The sequence below is a fragment of the Cupriavidus sp. 05L310 genome, from assembly GCF_056398185.1.
Window position 1 is genome coordinate 178,125 of record NZ_JBFTOX010000010.1, and the last position, 15,125, is coordinate 193,249.

Genomic DNA, 15,125 nt, shown 5'->3' on the forward strand with positions numbered 1-15,125 from the left:
GTGCTGACTTACTTACCGCAACTTTCAGTGGTTTACACGGGCGGCGTCCAACTGTGACCTGCGTAACAACGTATTAGATGGACCAACTTTCCGGCCTGCCCTGCGCTCTAATCCTTACCAGTCCACTGAGACGAAAAAGGAGCAAAGACATGCAAGGCAATCTCAAGACGCGTTCGATCCGGAATTTCATGGCCGCTTCGGCGGTGTTCCTGGCGATCGGCGGCACGGCTTTCGCCCAGACCGCCGCGGCCCCGGCAGCGCCCACACCTGCGCCAGCACCGGGAATGGACGGCGGCATGCATCACCATATGGGCCATGGTGGCGGCATGTGGCTCAAATCGATCGATACCGATGGCGACGGCGCGATTTCCAAGGCCGAAGCCGATGCGCTGTTCAACAAGATCGACACCAATCACGACGGCAAGCTCGACAAGAACGAACTGGCGGCTTATCACAAGGCGAACTGGGAGCAGCGCCGGGCCGAGATGCAGGCTGAGTTCGAGGCCCGCTTCAAGGCGGCCGACAAGAATGGTGACGGCGCGCTGACCAAGGCTGAAATGCAAGCTGGCATGCCTCGCCTGGCCAAGAACTTCGACCAGTTGGACACCAACCATGACGGCAAGGTGACGCTGGACGAGATCCGCGCCGGCATGAAGAAGATGCACGACCAGCGGATGCAGCAGATGCCCCGCAATAGTCCGCCCAATCCGACGGCACCGTCGAGCCGCGGCGGCTAAGGCAGGACGCACGGCGCGACGCGCCGTGTGAAAAAGAAAAGGCGCGGCCGGACTGGCCGCGCCTTTTCTTTTCGCGCTTGCGGATGACGCGCGCCACGGCGCGGTTGGCCGAGCCCGTGTTGGCACCATCCTTGCCTTCCCAACGTTCGGCCAGGTGGATCAACGGATCGCAGCTGCCCCTGGCGGCCTGAATGTTCAATGCCGCCCGGCCCCGGGCGCCCGGTTCCAGTGCACGGTGGCAGGCGGAGGCAGCATCTTGCACCCGGAAGGCGATCGCGCGGGGCGATGAAGCCGGGGGGCGGCCTACCCATCCACAAAAAATTGCGTACTTGTGCACGATTTGCTAAATTTGCGCAAAAAAATTGCCGACAAACATATTGCGGAGCAACAATATCGTGAGCAAGGTGGAGCTGGACAAGATCGACAGGAAGATCCTGGAGGTGCTGCAGACCAACGGGAGGTTGACCAACCTGGAAGTGGCCGAGCGCGTGAACCTGTCGCCCAGCCCCTGCCTGCGGCGCATTCGCCGGCTGGAGGAGATTGGGGTGATTCGCCAGTATGCGGCGCTGCTGGAGCCCGGCAGGATCGGGCTGGGGTTGCTGGCCTATATCAATGTACGGCTGGAGAAGCATGGCGGGGCGCCCAAGGGCAAGGCGCCGCTGGACTTGTTCCGCGCCTCCATCGCCATCTGGCCGGAGGTGGCCGCCTGTCATGCAATGACGGGAGAGATGGATCTGCTGCTCAAGGTCTATGTAGAAGACATGGAGCACTTCGCGCGCTTCATGAAAGACGATTTGCTGGCCCATCCGGCGGTGATCGACGTGCGCTCGAGCTTCGCGCTCGAATGCATCAAGGACACCACGGCCTTGCCGGTACCGGGCGGCTGATCCATGCCGCAGGCGCCGGCACCAATGAAAATGGCGCGCCGGGTGGCGCGCCATTTGAACGTGGCCGGTTGGCGCCGCCTCAGGCGGTACGCTTTTGCGGCACCATCGAGCGCCAGAAGCGCAGGCCGAAACGGCGTGCATCGCGAAGATTGCGGCGCAGCATGTAGTCGAGGTCGGCTACCTGCTCGTCAAGCGCTTCGGTCAGGCGGCTGACCGTATCGGCGGGCGGCAGTTCGAGGTAGGCGTCGGCCTCGCCATAGGCGTATTGCACTTTCATGCCGGCCTTTTTGGCGATGTGCATCATGGCGGCATTGCGCGACAGGCAGTGCATGTACAAGGTGCGCACGTTGCTGTTGCGGCCGTGCATGGCGGCACGCTCGAACAGTGAGCTGCCGATGCCGCGGCCACGGGCACTCTGCGACACGGAGACGCCGAACTCGGCCACGCGGCCCTGGGCGTTGTCGCGCAGGTTGGCGAAGTGGCCCACGCCGATCAGCTCCAGGTGTTCGTCGTAGACGCCGAAGACAGTGTCGTGGTCGAAATCGATGCTGTCGACATAGGCTTCGATCACATGATCGCCAACCGACTGGCCAAAACGGAGCAGGCGATCCTCCTCACCCAGGGCGAGGAAATGCTTGAGCAGGCGCGAGCGGTGATGCGCTGCCAGCTCGCGCACCAGGGTGGTGGGGCGCTGCGAGGCCTGCGCGGCTGCGGCTGCACGGCGGAGATCTTCGTCGGATACGGCCCCGACGGCCTTGCTCAGTTCGAGCGGATTCACTTTGTTTTCCTCGCGACGTATTCAGGTATAAAAATAGCACTCAGCGGGTGTTTATCCATGCACTTTCGGCATTTGGCACGAAAGCCAAGGGCAAACACTATCTTGCTGCGATGCAAAAAGTATTGTAGTGGAATTGTCAGTTCGACGTAAGGTTAGGCCCGAGAGAAGCTTGTGCGATTTTGTAAATTTCGTATAAATCTATGTAAATCAATGGGTTGCGGCGATATCGAAGGGGTGATTCCGGCATCGCGTTGTGGGTTTGCTGCAACGCCGCATTCCTTTCTGTTCCGCCACCGGCCGCCTTTTGCACCTTGAACCCGCGTGCCAGCGCCGGGTTGCGCGCATTGATTTGTGATTCACACGGCATTTTTAGCCGGGTGCCCCTCGTTTTGCATTACATTTTTCAGGATTTTTCGTGGACCCCAAGGCAGAGCCCCCGATTCTCGTCATCTATGCGCATCCCCGGCCGCATCTGTCTCGCGTCAATCGTCCACTGGCGACAGCGCTGGAAAGCTTGCCGGACGTCACCGTGCACGATCTCTATTCCAGTTACACCGACTACGACATCGATGTGGTCGCGGAGCAGCGCGCGCTCGCGCGCGCCGGCACGCTGGTGTTCCAGTTCCCGGTGCAGTGGTACAGCGTTCCGGCCTTGCTCAAGCTGTGGCTGGACGAAGTCCTGGAGAGCGGCTGGGCCTACGGTCCCGGCGGGACGGCGTTGCGGGGCAAGTCGTTGCTGGTGGTGGCCAGCACCGGTGGACATGCCGACTCGTATGGCCCCGATGGCGCGCACGGCCACAGTATCGAGGAATACATGCTGCCGCTGGAGCAGACCGCCGTGCTGTGCGGCATGAACTGGCTGGCGCCGCTGGTCCTGCATGACGCCAACCAGGCCGATGCCCGGACGCTGGCCGATCACATCGGCCGGGTGTCCGGCGTATTGGGCGGCGCCGCGCGCGTTGCCGCAGGCTGAGGAGCGCGCCATGGAACAACACGATTTCCTGGTGGCGCTGGTGGTCTTCCTGATCGCCGCGGTGGTGGCCGTGCCGGTGGCGCGCCGGTTCGGCCTTGGCGCGGTGCTCGGCTACCTGCTGGCGGGCGTGGCGATCGGCCCGTGGGCCCTGCGGCTAGTCACCAATGTCGAATCCATCCTGCATTTCTCCGAGTTCGGCGTGGTGCTGATGATGTTCGTGATCGGCCTGGAACTGGAGCCCAAGAAGCTGTGGGCGTTGCGCCGCGTCATCTTCGGCTACGGCGGCGCCCAGATGGCCGCCTGCGCCCTCCTGGTCGGCGGCGTCGCGGCGCTTGTCGGGGCGCCGTGGCAGGTGGCGCTGGTGGCGGGCCTGGGGCTGGCGTTGTCGTCCACCGCGATAGCGTTCGCCACGCTGACGGAGCGCAACCTGTTCGGTACGCCCGCGGGTGCGGCCAGCTTCGGCATCCTGCTGTTCCAGGACATCGCCGCGATCCCGATGATCGCGCTGTTGCCGCTGCTGGCGGCCGGGGGCGCCGAAGCCGGCGTGGCCGGGACGTCGGGGGCGGTGGGATGGCTCGGGGCGGCGAAGGCGGTCGGCGTGATCGGCACCGTGGTGGTGGGCGGGCGCTATCTGGTGCGGCCGGCGCTGCGTTTTATTGCGCGAACCGATATGCGTGAGATGTTCACCGCCTTCGCACTGCTGCTGGTGGTCGGCATCGCCCTGATGATGGACGCGGTGGGATTGTCCATGGCGTTGGGCACCTTCCTGGCCGGCGTGCTGCTGGCGGACTCGGAATATCGCCATGCGCTGGAGGCCGACCTGGAGCCGTTCAAGGGCTTGCTGCTGGGCCTGTTCTTCATGGCGGTCGGCATGTCGATCGACTTCGGCGTGCTGATGCAGGCGCCGGGTCAGGTGGCTGCCCTGGTGGTTGGCTTCGTGCTGCTCAAGACGGTGGTACTGGCCCTGCTGGCGCCGCGCTTCGGCATCGCGCGGGGCCAGTGGCTGCTGTTTGCGCTGTTGATTTCGCAAGGCGGTGAGTTTGCCTTCGTGGTGTTTGGGGTGGCGGGAGGCGCGGGCCTGCTGCCGGCGCGCACCGAGGCACTGCTGGTGCTGGTCGTGGCGCTGTCGATGGTGGCTACGCCGCTGCTCCTGCTTGCCTACGACCGGCTTGTGGCACCCCGGCTGGCCCGCCTGGCGCGCCGTCCGGACGATGTGATCTCGCCGCAGGACAACCCCGTGCTGATCGCCGGCTTCGGCCGCTTTGGCCAGATCATCGGCCGGTTGCTTTATGCACAGGGAATCGGCGTGACCGTGCTGGACCACGATCCCGACCAGATCGAGTTCCTGCGCCAGTACGATTTCAAGGTCTTTTACGGCGATGCCACCCGCATGGACCTGCTCGAATCCGCCGGCGCCGAGCGGGCGCGCATACTGGTGGTGGCGATCGACGGGATGGAGGACAGCCTGGCGCTGATCGACAGTGTGCGGGCGCGATTCCCGCACCTGGAAATCTATGCGCGGGCGCGTCATGTGTCGCACGTCTACCAGCTAAAGGACCGCGGGGTGAATTTATTCGAGCGCGAACTGTTCGAGGGGTCGCTGATGCTGGGACGCCGCGTGCTGGAGGGACTGGGCTACGATCCCACTCATGCGCGCTCGCTCGCGCTCAGGTTCCGGCGCCACAATATCGCGGCGATCGATCGGTTCTACCCGCATTACACCGACCAGAAAAAGCTCGTATCGCTGGCGCGCCAGGCGCGCGACGAACTGGAGGAAATGTTCCGGCAGGATCGCGACCAGCGCCGCCGCAAGGAAGAGGAAGACTGGTCCTGATACAACGGGCGCCCCGCTGGCGCCCGTTGTATCGATATGCCTTACGCGGCACTTCCAATCTGCCTGGCCGACGCTCCGGTGGCGTGGGTGCCCGGCAGCCCGCCCGCGAGCAGGTCGATCACCATCTCGGCGAATTCCGCATACGACAGCTTGCCGCCAGGCTTGAGCCAGGTGAAGGTCCAGTTGATCATGCCGAACACCGTCATCGTCAGCGCCGCCTGGTTGTCGCGGTTGACGCGTTCCGGGTAGGCCCTGCGCAACTGCCGCGAGAAGGCGGCTACCACGTCGCGCTCGCGCTTGAGGATCTGGTCGCGCTGCTCTTCGGCGAGGAACTTGACGTCGTTGATCAGGGCGACGTGCCGGGTTTGCGAGGTTTCGTACTCGGCAAGGAAGGCCCGGATCAGGTTGGCGAAGCTTTCCCGCTCGCTGCGCCCCTGGCGCTCGGCCTCGGCTTCGACCTCGGTCACGATCAGCATAAGCCGGCGTGTGTAGCGGTCAAGCAGGTCGAACAGGATCGCTTCCTTGCTCTCGTAATAGTGATATAGCCGCGCCTTGGAAGTGCCACAGGCGGCGGCCAGATCGGCCATCGAGGTGCTGGGGTAGCTGCTGGCGGCAAAGGCGGCGGCGGCCAGTTCCAGGATCTGTTCGCGCTGCGCCTCGAAATCGGGTGCCTTGGTACGGGCCATGGAGACGTTTGCTTTTCTTCTTCTTAATCGCCGCCGGCGGACAGATTGCGGCGGAGCTCGCACGTCTGCAGCGACTCGGCGTTGCCGCGCAGCACGAGCTGGCCGGCACCGATCAGTTCGCGGCAGCGCCAGAACACAAACCAGTCGCTGGCCAGAAGGCCTTCGATGGCGCCCATCACGCCGCCCACCACTTGGGAGGCCGGCGCCCATTCCAGCGGGGCGCGCTCCAGGATCACCTCATCGACCGTGTGATAAGCCGCGGGCACCAGCGTATTGCCTTTCCACAGGCGCACGTCGGCGTTTTCCTTGACGTTCTGCTGCCACTCGTAGCCCAGGCGGCCCAGGCGCAGTACCGAGACCGGCGCAATGGTGGAGAAGCGCCGCGCCAGGCGGGCCGCGGGGTACATGCCGATAGCGGCCAGGTTGCCGCTTGCTGGTACTTCCAGTTCGCGCAGGTCCATGGCCACTTCATTGATGCGCTGCGGCGACTGGTAGAGATGGAACACCACCCGGCGCAGCATCAGCTGGTCGGATGCGCTCTGGCCATGCCAGATGGCGACTTCCAGCTCATCCTTGCGCAACTTGTGCAACTGGTCGAGCGCCTGGTGCATTTCTGCGGCGAAGTCGATGTCGCTATAGGGCGCCACGCGCTGCCAGAAACCGGAGCGGATGAGTCCGCTGCTGTCGACGTCGGCAAGTGGACCGACGGCGAGGTCGTCGCGAAGCACGACGACCGGGTCGGGCCGGGCGGCCTGGGCGAGGGCTTGCCGTAGCGTGTTGCCCGCTACGTCGCCGTTGACGACATGGATGTATTGCATGGCCGTGATTGTATATGGATGCGCCCAGACTCTGGCATGAAACGCAAGGGCCTTGCCGGATCGTTCCGGGCGCCTCACCCCACCCGCGTGCGCTTGGCTGCGCTTCCATTGCCGATGCGGTTCAGGGCATGTCCCGCGTGCAACACATCGAGCGTTGCGCCGGGAAATCGTCGCCACCGCAGCGGTCTATATAAGAGTAGGAGGCACTATGCACGTGGTGCCTGGTAGCGTCGGCGGCGTTAACGGCGCTCACCCGGCGCTCACCCGATATCTTGATCTTGAGCAAGGCAGCGGGCTGAACAAACGTGAATCATCAAGCATAGCGCTTCGATCAGCGCATTTCCGGGTAACGCCGGCCCGGTATCTGGCTGCGACCTTGCGCAAGGAGGCAACTATGCAATGTACTCGCCCCCGGAGGGCCGGCGTCCTCGCTTTCCGCCAGCGGTGCGCACTGCTGGCGCTGTTGGGGCTGTTTTCAATCCAGGCGCCGCTGGTTGCTGCCAACAGCGAATTCGGCACGGTGCGGCAAGCGTTCACGCAGCAGGTGCCGCGCCATCTCAACTTGCCGGCCGCCACCGTCACACGGTATGCCGGCCTGCTGGCATCCGCGCTCCAGGCCGACGGGCTGGATGCCGGGGCCGGCGACTGGGTCGTTCTGGTCGACCGCAACCCCCGCGTCCAGGCCGCCATGGTGTTCGCGCGAGCTGGCGACGGCGTCTCCTGGCGATGGGTTGGCGCGACATCCACATCGACAGGCAAGCCGGGTGAATTCGATCACTTCATCACGCCCGTCGGTGTGTTCGACCACAGCCTGGAGAACATGGATTTTCGGGCCGAGGGTACTTACAACGAGAACGGGATCCGCGGCTACGGCGTGCGCGGGATGCGCGTCTATGACTTTGGCTGGGTCGATGCCGAACGCGGCTGGGGCAAGGGTGGCGAGAGCCAGATGCGCCTGCAAATGCACGCGACCGACCCCGACCGGCTGGAGTCCCGCCTCGGTCGTCCGGCGTCCAAGGGATGCGTGCGGATTCCTGCCGGACTCAATCGCCTGATCGATCGTTTCGGGCTGATCGATGCTGATTACGTGGCGGCGGTCGAGCGCGGTGACTCACTTTGGGTTCTTGCGCCGGACCGCACGCCGGTGGCGCGGCCGGGCCGCTATCTCGTGATAGTCGACTCCGGTGCGAGCCCGGTTTCCTCCCAGTGACGCTGATCCGGGTACGGGCAACAATGTGCCGTACCAGCTACCTGACGCATTGGGAGAGTAGTATCCATTCCGGCGGAGCGCTATGGCGCTTTCGCCACTATCCGTGATGTTCCTGGAGCAAATGGCAATGACGAATGCGGTATATAAGAAGATCGTGGTGGCTGTGGACGGTAGCGCAACTTCCGACCTGGCCCTGAACGAGGCAATCCGGCTCGCAGGTGCCGGCGACGCGGAGGTGCTTGCCCTGTATATCGTGGACAACGGCCAGCTAATGTTCGATGTCGCCTACTACGACCCGACGCCGGTAATGCATGCCTTGGCCGAGAGCGGCGAACGCGCGTTGGCGGCTGCGGCCCAGCGGCTCGCCGCGCAAGGCGTGCGTTACGAGACGCGCCTGGTGAGCGAACAGGCGGTCGGCGGCGATATCGCCGGATCCGTGAATGAGGCTGCCAGCAACTGGGGTGCTGACCTGATCGTGATTGGGACCCACGGCAGGCGCGGCGTGCGCCGGCTGGTCCTGGGTAGCGTGGCCGAGTCGGTCATTCGCCAGGCCAACGTGCCGGTGCTGCTGGTGCGTGGCCAAGCGGTGGAAGGCTGAGCACGACCAGGCGCGATAGATGGATGCGGCCGGTCGGGGACCGGCTGGCATGCAGCCGGAACGGGGCGCTTTGCTTGCCAGTCCTCGGGTTCTCAGCCGGCGAAACGGATATGCCCGCTGCGCAACAGGATCTCACGTGCCTGGGTTAGCTCGAACAGCCCTTCGGCAATGCGCTCGATACGCTGCCGGTGGCTGGTGAACGCTCGCACCAGATCTTCCTCGCGCGGGGAGCGCGCGCCAAAGTGTGTTTCGAGCGCCTCGGCCGTGATGGAATAGAGCGTTGGCTTGCCGTTCACCGTCGCGGGGCAGGAGAGCGTCAGACTGGCCGCACAGTAAGTGGGAACGCTGCGGGGAAAGGAAATTTCGGGCATGGCGTGCCTCACATCGGTCACTGAGGGATGACACCATTCTAGGTGATCGTGCCGATCCGTGATGCAGGCCCGCGCCGGCAGCTTGACCGCAATCAACCCGGTTGCGGCAAGTGCTGATCAGTGCGCTTGCTTTGGCCGCCTGCCAGCCGGTGTATTGCGGCCATGGCTGCGTGCGCCGCGCTGGCCTGGGATGAGGCGAGCACGGCCTGTTCGATCAGGAACCGGTCGAGGGAGGCGGTGGCGTCGGGCATGGGGCCGGCCGCGACGGTCGTCGCGCCGGCGCCGGGGTGTGCCGCCAGCTCTGAAAGCTGCGCCGCGAGGCCTTGCAGCATTGCCCGCGTGGCCGGCTCGGGCAGGCTGGCGCCGGCTTCAGCTTCGAGCCCGGCTCGCACCAGTCCTGCCAGTGCCGCCATGCGCCTCAAGGCCATATGCAATTTGGCATATTCCCAGGTCAGTTCCGGCGTGAGCTCCGCTGTGGCTTGCTGCAAGGTGTGATCGGCCCGGCTGGAGGTGCGTCCAGCCGTCACACGCAACGTCTCCAGACGGGTTTGCGTGGGAGCCGGCGAGCGGGTGGGCGAGTTTGTAAACGCGCCGGCACCGGCAAACGCCGCACGCAAGTAGACAGTGTTCGCCACGAGGGCATCGAGGCTATGGCGATACACCCGCGACAATTCGGCGCGCGGCGCCAGTACGTAGTAGCTGGCCAGGGCGATGAGGCAGCCGAGCGCCGTGTCGATACCGCGCAGGGCGGCAAAGTGGCTGCTGTCCGCCGCAGGCGCCCCCACCCATGAGAACAGGATCACCGCCGGCGTCAGGCCCAGGGCGAAGGCGCCCGGACTGCCGGCCAGCCGACTGGTATAGGCCGCAGCCAGGAATGCTGCGCTGATCGCCAGCGCAAGCGGCGCCGACGGGTGGGCCATCCCGATGGCGCAGGCCAGCAGTGCGCCCGCCAGGGAACCAGCAAAACGCTGGAATGAGATTCTGCGCGTGGTCTGCAGTTGAGGGCTGAGCACCATGATGACAGTGACCGCAACCCAGTAACCGTGATCCACCTTCCAGAACTGCGCCGGCATCAGGCTCAGGCTGCCGGCCATCGCCAGCCGCACCGCATGGCGGGCCACGCGGGCGTCGCGGGCAGTATGCTCGGCAAGGGTGGCCCGCCAGCGTTGCCACGTTCGCCGGTAGGCGCGTCGCGGCCAGCGGTACTCGTTGCGCCATTCGGCAAACGCCGGATACCCTGCCAATGCACTCAGGGCGGCCTGGTACGGTGGCGGAGCGCCGGCATTGGCCAGCGGCGCGTGCAGGCGCCGCAATTCGCGCGCCAGTGCCGCGCATAGCGATGGCAGGTCTGGCGCCTGATGCGCCAGTGCCTCGCAGACTTGCTCCCGGACATCGGCGACGCAACGCATCAGGTGCGGGAGCGGCAGGCGCTCGACGCTGCCATCGCCGGGTTCGCTCGCATCGTCCCTGCGGCTGTGCAATTCGGCGGCAACGATCAGCAGCGCAAACATGGCATCGGCCAGGCTCACCACATAGGCATAGTGCATCAGGCCAAGGGGATCCCGCAGGCTGCGTCTCGCATTGACAGCCAGGTGTGCCGCCTCGATGCGCTCGCGGATATCGCGCTTGCTGGCGGCCGTATCGCCAACGGGGTTGTCGTCAGCCAGCGCGTTGGCAAAGCGCAGCAAGGCGTCGAACACCGCCAGGATCTCATTGCGCGGTCGGTTGTCGCGTTCTGAAGGAATCAGGAACAGGCAGACCAGGCAGGCGAATATGCCACCGAGCAGGAACTCCTGGCTGCCGGCAATGACGCGCGCGGCCAGTTCTGCGTCTCCGGCTGGCTGCAGGCAGGAGGCGATCAGCACCACATAGAGCAGCTTGGCCGACAGCGCGGGAACGGCACCCTTGGTTTCGGCCAGGCCGGCAGCCAGTCCTGCCATCAGCACCAAGGCTAGCGCTGTCCATGGCGTCACGGCTGCGGCCATCCCCAGGGCGCATGCAACGGCGCCGCCGATCCCAACGGAGCCAAGCGAGATCAGACGCTCGGCCGCGGTACCGCGGCGGTCGGCAAGGCAGGTCCAGATCGAAGCTGTTGCCGCCCACAGATATCCCGCCTGCCCGGTAAGCCATCCCAATCCGGCGAGCGCGAGAAAGGAGAAGGCGTAGACCAGGCCTCTTTGCAGCATCCAGGCATCGGGGCGGGGCGGGCGCAACGCGGAAAGCATGTTGGTAGGAAGGGAGGGCGCCGGAAAGCGGGGATCCGTCGCGCCAAGCGTGAGTGACAGATCGACTCTACTGCATGAAATGCTGCGCCGCAACATCGCGCTGCGGAATCCGTGTTTTACGTTGTGCCGGTGCAATTCGGTCCCATCATGGTGCGCGTGCGGGACTGCTTTGGTGCGCCTTTCGAAAACGCTCGCCGGCCAAGCGATGGCGCGTTATAGCAAGGGCTGACCAAGATCATCGGCAGATCGAGGGCAAAAAAAACCCGCGCAGTTTCGTGCGCGGGCTGGAATCCACCGAGGTGGTGGAGGAGACAGATTCCACTATATACGATTTGTTGCGACGCACCAAGCGGTGCAGATGGTAAGCGTGTCTGGCTTCACAAACATGTTGCTTGTGAGCAACAAAGTAGCGGCTTAATACATCGCCGAGCCCGTTTCCTCATCTTTTTGTTGAGTATTTGACGATATGTTATTGGCCTTATGGCTATGCACTGTTCCCATTTCAGCGGAAAAACAGATACGCAATGCCTACGGCAGCACATAGTCCGATGAGGTCAGCGAACAAGGCGCAGGCCAGTGCGTGGCGGGTGTTGCGGATATTGACGCTGCCAAAGTACACCGCCAGCACATAGAAGGTGGTTTCCGTCGAACCCTGGATGATGGCGGCAAGCTTGCCTTGGAATGAATCGACGCCATAAGTGGTCATGACATCGATCATCAGGCCGCGGGCGCCCGCGCCCGACAGGATCTTCATCAGCCCAACCGGTAAGGCCGGCACGAAGGCAGTGTCCAGGCCAAGCCAGGCAAACGAGGCGGTCAGGCCTTTCATCAGGACGTCCATGCACCCAGTCACCCGGAACAGCCCGATCGCCACCAGGATCGCGATCAGGTAAGGAATGATCTGCACAGCCACGCCAAAGCCCTCCTTGGCGCCGTCGATGAATGCGTCGTAGACATTGATGCCCCTTATCGCCCCGCAAGCCAGGAACACTACGATCAGCGTCAGGATGAAGCCGCTACCGGCCAGCGCTGTGGCGGTGCTGACCTGCTCCGGGGGCGCGTGCCGCAGCCAGAGGAATAGTCCGCCGACACCAACTGCCAACAGCCCGAAGGCGGCCAGTACAGCTGGCTTGAGCAGATTGAGCCGTTGCGCCCAGGCCACCGCCAGCAGCCCTGCCACACAAGAGACGCAAGTGGCCAGCAAAGTGGGCAGGAAGATATCGGCCGCATTGAATCCGGTAAGACCCTGCTTGACGGCGATCGCCTGCCGCATGGCGATTACCGAGGTAGGGATCAACGTCAACCCGGCCGTGTTGAGCACGATAAACATGATCTGCGCGTTACTGGCCGTGTCCGGACGCGGGTTGAGCGATTGCAACTCGCGCATGGCGTTGAGGCCGAGCGGTGTCGCCGCATTGTCCAGTCCGAGCATATTGGCCGACACATTCATCATCATCGCGCCCTGAGCCGGGTGACCCTGTGGGATGCCGGGGAAGAAATGGCGCAGCAACGGGTTGACGGCCCGCGCGAAAACGTCGACTACGCCGGCACGCTCTCCAATACGCATCATGCCCAGCCACAGGCTCATGACGCCGGCAAGGCCAAGGGAAATCTCAAAAGCCGTACGCGCATTGTCGAACAGGCTCGCCAGCATCGCCGGGAACACAGCGGTATCGCCTGCCGCCAGACGGATGCAGGCAACGACGAAAGCAATCAGGAAGAAGGAGAGCCAGACCAGGTTCAGAGCCATCGGCAAAATACACGCGGGGTTTGGGAGGAGTGAGGCCACCGCATCATAGCCTGCCGGGCCAGAAGTACGGGCTGGCGGCGAAGCCATGCGAGACGATGACGGCGCAGGTGCTTTTCGTTGCGCAAAAACCTTGATCTGCCGGTATACAATGCGGACATTGCCACTGCGGCTGCCCTATCCGTGAACGTTCCGGGATGGTGCCGCCGTCCTTGATCCCTTTGACAACCGTCCGCGACGGACAGCCTGCGCGCTTTAGCCGAGGACGGTGTCTTGCTGACCCAAGCCAGAATCTATGTCCGACGCCCCTGGTACCGAACACGCTCTTCCTGGTTCGGATTCCGCCGGCGCCAGCCTTGGCGCCCAGCATTCCCCTTTGTTTGCCTTGGTTACCGATACATTGCGCGAGCGCATCCTCGGTGGGCAATATAGCCAGGGTGAACGCCTGGTCGAGAACAAGCTTTCCACCGAGCTGGGCGTTTCGCGCATTCCCGTGCGGGAAGCGCTTCGCGCGCTGGCGGCGGAAGGCCTGGTGCGCATCGAGCCGCGACGTGGTGCCTCGGTAGCGACGTTGTCGCCGAATATTGCCAAGGAAATGGTCGAAGTGCGCGCCACGCTGGAGGGACTTAACGCCAAGCTGGCAGCCCAGCGCCGTGATCCGGCCCTGATTGCGGAACTCAACGAGGTCCTGCGCCAGGGCACTGAAGCTGCCGCCAGCGGCCGCTCGGAGCGCTTCGTGGAACTGAATTCCCACTTCCACGAAGTGCTGGGCAATATCGCCGCCAACAGCGTGCTGCAGGATATGGTGCGTACGCTGCGGGAGCGCACGGGACTGCTGTTCGCGCCGGCGAATGTGGCGCGCGCCAGGCAGAACTGGGAGGAACATGCCCAGATTCTGCAGGCAGTCATCGCCGGCGATGCCGACCTGGCGGCGCTGCTGGCGACCCGCCATGTATATAGTGCTGCCAAGGCAGCCGAAGATATGGCCGTCAGCGAAACCAGCGGCCGTGACGGTGCCGCCAAACGTGATGGCAGCATCGCGGGTGCTGGCTAAGGGCACAAGGGATGGCCGTCAATTCCGGAGGATGGCCTACGGCCACACGGTATTTGGTATACAAAACATCTTTTTGATGCCGTGTCCGTTCTATCGGGGCGCGGTGCCTGCCTGCTATTGATTTCAAAGGACCAAACCAGGATACATGCCGGCGCGGCCGCCCCATTGTGGGGCGGCCGCGTGCCCTGGTATGACGCACTGCACCAAAATTTGGTATACTATCAATCCTGACGAACCACAATAGGGATTGAGCATGAACTACCCGGCGCCCTCCTATTTCCGGCAGTCGATTGGCGAACAACTGATGGTGCACTATGCGCAGCGCGATGCTGTGCGCCACTGCACGCCACTCCTTCCTATCCGCTGGCCCAGCCTGCGCGCGCTATTTCGCCGCCAGTGCGCGAATGACCACAGGGTGGTGTGACCGGCTCACTGTCGTCTTCGGCTGGCCTAAGCTAGGGCGGCTCCGCGTGTCGCCAACAGGGCGCGCAAGATAGAGCGGTGGCAGCGTTCCTCGTGCTCGCAATAGCAGCCAAGCGAAAAGTTGGTTTGCTGCGACATGGCGGCCAGCAGGTCCAGGGTCCGGCTTGCATCGGGACGGGCCATCTCTGCCCGGAACTGACGCTCGAATGCCCGCCAGGCCTTCTCGTTCCCCTCGCCTTGTATGGCAAGGGCTTCCGAGACCAGTTCGGCTGACGGCGACAGGTTCGGGAACCACACATCGTAGAAGTCCCGCGTGGCGAATTCGGCCTTTGGTACGCCCCGCGGTGGCCGGCGCACGGTCCCGATGCGGATCCCTTCGTCGGGCAACCTGGGCGAGCCCAGCCTCACGATGCGGATGGTCATGCGGATCTCCTCCTATATATAGAGTCGGTGGCGGATGGTGCGCCGACTCGCGTCCTCGATGCCTTCCAATGGTGGCTGTATATTGCCTCGGCCGTATGGCCCTTGACCAGTCCCGTTGCCAGCTTGCTTCTCGCGTCCATTTGTTGACTATGAGGCTCTTTATGGGTCGTGCGAAAAACATTTCAGAAAACGCTTGCCATGGCCGAGGGGCTCCCTTAAGATTCGCCCCCTCGCAACACAACTACCGCGCTGCAAAGCAGGCGGGACAAGGGTTGCGGGGTTGGCAGGGGTGGTTGGCGGCGCGAAAGGCGCGGCGAACTGAAGTAAAAAAACCTGTTGACGAAACGCTGATTGCTCTTCA

15 protein-coding genes are annotated in these 15,125 nt (G+C 63.9%); 8 read left to right on the forward strand and 7 right to left on the reverse strand.

The features are described 5' to 3' along the window. The first annotated feature begins 149 nt into the window (after positions 1-149). Complete coding sequence (locus AC1DS6_RS09850; RefSeq protein ID WP_441635633.1) at positions 150-737, forward strand: EF-hand domain-containing protein; 588 nt, start codon at positions 150-152, stop codon at positions 735-737. Positions 738-1,132: 395 nt separating this feature from the next. Continuing rightward, positions 1,133-1,624 carry an Lrp/AsnC family transcriptional regulator gene (locus AC1DS6_RS09855; RefSeq protein ID WP_035862473.1) on the forward strand — a complete coding sequence of 164 codons (492 nt, stop codon included), beginning with the start codon at positions 1,133-1,135 and terminating at the stop codon, positions 1,622-1,624. Between the two features lie 79 nt (positions 1,625-1,703). Here AC1DS6_RS09855 and AC1DS6_RS09860 read toward each other — a convergent pair whose 3' ends face one another. Beyond that, entirely contained in the window at positions 1,704-2,402 is a 699-nt protein-coding gene (locus tag AC1DS6_RS09860; protein ID WP_441635630.1) for a GNAT family N-acetyltransferase, read from the reverse strand. 415 nt (positions 2,403-2,817) lie between these two features. Between AC1DS6_RS09860 and kefF the strand changes: the two genes are divergently transcribed. Together kefF and kefC are read left to right on the forward strand one after the other, a co-directional pair. After that, complete coding sequence (gene kefF, locus AC1DS6_RS09865) at positions 2,818-3,375, forward strand: glutathione-regulated potassium-efflux system oxidoreductase KefF (RefSeq protein WP_441635628.1); 558 nt, start codon at positions 2,818-2,820, stop codon at positions 3,373-3,375. Between the two features lie 10 nt (positions 3,376-3,385). Continuing rightward, the gene (kefC, locus tag AC1DS6_RS09870; RefSeq protein WP_477102474.1) at positions 3,386-5,209 is read left to right on the forward strand and encodes a glutathione-regulated potassium-efflux system protein KefC; all 1,824 of its coding nucleotides are present in this window, start codon (positions 3,386-3,388) and stop codon (positions 5,207-5,209) included. Positions 5,210-5,250: 41 nt separating this feature from the next. On the opposite strand, the gene AC1DS6_RS09875 is transcribed toward kefC, so the two are convergent. Both AC1DS6_RS09875 and AC1DS6_RS09880 read right to left on the reverse strand, forming a co-directional pair. Then, on the reverse strand, positions 5,251-5,895 hold the full coding sequence (locus AC1DS6_RS09875) for a TetR/AcrR family transcriptional regulator (RefSeq protein WP_441635624.1): 645 nt from the start codon (positions 5,893-5,895) through the stop codon (positions 5,251-5,253). Between the two features lie 23 nt (positions 5,896-5,918). Beyond that, positions 5,919-6,713 carry a DUF1835 domain-containing protein gene (locus AC1DS6_RS09880; protein ID WP_441635622.1) on the reverse strand — a complete coding sequence of 265 codons (795 nt, stop codon included), beginning with the start codon at positions 6,711-6,713 and terminating at the stop codon, positions 5,919-5,921. Between the two features lie 208 nt (positions 6,714-6,921). Between AC1DS6_RS09880 and AC1DS6_RS09885 the strand changes: the two genes are divergently transcribed. Both AC1DS6_RS09885 and AC1DS6_RS09890 read left to right on the forward strand, forming a co-directional pair. Next, positions 6,922-7,923 (forward strand): L,D-transpeptidase, encoded by a 1,002-nt coding sequence (locus AC1DS6_RS09885; protein WP_441635620.1) that lies wholly within the window; start codon positions 6,922-6,924, stop codon positions 7,921-7,923. 127 nt (positions 7,924-8,050) lie between these two features. Continuing rightward, on the forward strand, positions 8,051-8,521 hold the full coding sequence (locus AC1DS6_RS09890; RefSeq protein WP_441635618.1) for a universal stress protein: 471 nt from the start codon (positions 8,051-8,053) through the stop codon (positions 8,519-8,521). A gap of 92 nt (positions 8,522-8,613) precedes the next feature. Here the strand turns inward: AC1DS6_RS09890 and AC1DS6_RS09895 are convergent, their stop codons facing one another. The 3 genes from AC1DS6_RS09895 to AC1DS6_RS09905 all read right to left on the reverse strand — a co-directional run bounded on the left by AC1DS6_RS09895 (position 8,614) and on the right by AC1DS6_RS09905 (position 12,867). Further along, positions 8,614-8,892, reverse strand: coding sequence for a DUF1488 family protein (locus AC1DS6_RS09895; protein ID WP_441635616.1), 279 nt, complete (start codon positions 8,890-8,892; stop codon positions 8,614-8,616). 92 nt (positions 8,893-8,984) lie between these two features. Then, a complete protein-coding gene (locus AC1DS6_RS09900) occupies positions 8,985-11,078 on the reverse strand; it encodes an FUSC family protein (protein WP_441635614.1) in 2,094 nt (697 codons plus the stop codon). Between the two features lie 541 nt (positions 11,079-11,619). Further along, positions 11,620-12,867: a nucleoside recognition domain-containing protein gene (locus AC1DS6_RS09905; protein ID WP_441635612.1), complete on the reverse strand. Its 1,248-nt coding sequence runs from the start codon at positions 12,865-12,867 to the stop codon at positions 11,620-11,622. 292 nt (positions 12,868-13,159) lie between these two features. On the opposite strand from AC1DS6_RS09905, the gene AC1DS6_RS09910 reads away from it, so the two are divergent. Together AC1DS6_RS09910 and AC1DS6_RS09915 are read left to right on the forward strand one after the other, a co-directional pair. Then, a complete protein-coding gene (locus AC1DS6_RS09910) occupies positions 13,160-13,918 on the forward strand; it encodes a GntR family transcriptional regulator (RefSeq protein WP_441635610.1) in 759 nt (252 codons plus the stop codon). A gap of 253 nt (positions 13,919-14,171) precedes the next feature. Then, positions 14,172-14,342, forward strand: coding sequence for a hypothetical protein (locus AC1DS6_RS09915; RefSeq protein ID WP_441635608.1), 171 nt, complete (start codon positions 14,172-14,174; stop codon positions 14,340-14,342). Between the two features lie 26 nt (positions 14,343-14,368). Here AC1DS6_RS09915 and AC1DS6_RS09920 read toward each other — a convergent pair whose 3' ends face one another. Beyond that, positions 14,369-14,764 (reverse strand): DUF488 domain-containing protein, encoded by a 396-nt coding sequence (locus AC1DS6_RS09920; protein WP_035862401.1) that lies wholly within the window; start codon positions 14,762-14,764, stop codon positions 14,369-14,371. Between the last annotated feature and the right edge of the window lie 361 nt (positions 14,765-15,125).

What these genes read in the sequence shown, in the direction of transcription:
- AC1DS6_RS09850 (WP_441635633.1), top strand. Translation starts at nt 150, where the DNA reads ATGCAAGGCAATCTCAAGACGCGTTCGATCCGGAATTTCATGGCCGCT.
- kefC (WP_477102474.1), top strand. Translation starts at nt 3,386, where the DNA reads ATGGAACAACACGATTTCCTGGTGGCGCTGGTGGTCTTCCTGATCGCC.
- AC1DS6_RS09875 (WP_441635624.1), bottom strand. Translation starts at nt 5,895, where the DNA reads ATGGCCCGTACCAAGGCACCCGATTTCGAGGCGCAGCGCGAACAGATC.
- AC1DS6_RS09880 (WP_441635622.1), bottom strand. Translation starts at nt 6,713, where the DNA reads ATGCAATACATCCATGTCGTCAACGGCGACGTAGCGGGCAACACGCTA.
- AC1DS6_RS09885 (WP_441635620.1), top strand. Translation starts at nt 6,922, where the DNA reads ATGCACGTGGTGCCTGGTAGCGTCGGCGGCGTTAACGGCGCTCACCCG.
- AC1DS6_RS09890 (WP_441635618.1), top strand. Translation starts at nt 8,051, where the DNA reads ATGACGAATGCGGTATATAAGAAGATCGTGGTGGCTGTGGACGGTAGC.
- AC1DS6_RS09895 (WP_441635616.1), bottom strand. Translation starts at nt 8,892, where the DNA reads ATGCCCGAAATTTCCTTTCCCCGCAGCGTTCCCACTTACTGTGCGGCC.
- AC1DS6_RS09900 (WP_441635614.1), bottom strand. Translation starts at nt 11,078, where the DNA reads ATGCTGCAAAGAGGCCTGGTCTACGCCTTCTCCTTTCTCGCGCTCGCC.
- AC1DS6_RS09905 (WP_441635612.1), bottom strand. Translation starts at nt 12,867, where the DNA reads ATGGCTCTGAACCTGGTCTGGCTCTCCTTCTTCCTGATTGCTTTCGTC.
- AC1DS6_RS09910 (WP_441635610.1), top strand. Translation starts at nt 13,160, where the DNA reads ATGTCCGACGCCCCTGGTACCGAACACGCTCTTCCTGGTTCGGATTCC.
- AC1DS6_RS09915 (WP_441635608.1), top strand. Translation starts at nt 14,172, where the DNA reads ATGAACTACCCGGCGCCCTCCTATTTCCGGCAGTCGATTGGCGAACAA.
- AC1DS6_RS09920 (WP_035862401.1), bottom strand. Translation starts at nt 14,764, where the DNA reads ATGACCATCCGCATCGTGAGGCTGGGCTCGCCCAGGTTGCCCGACGAA.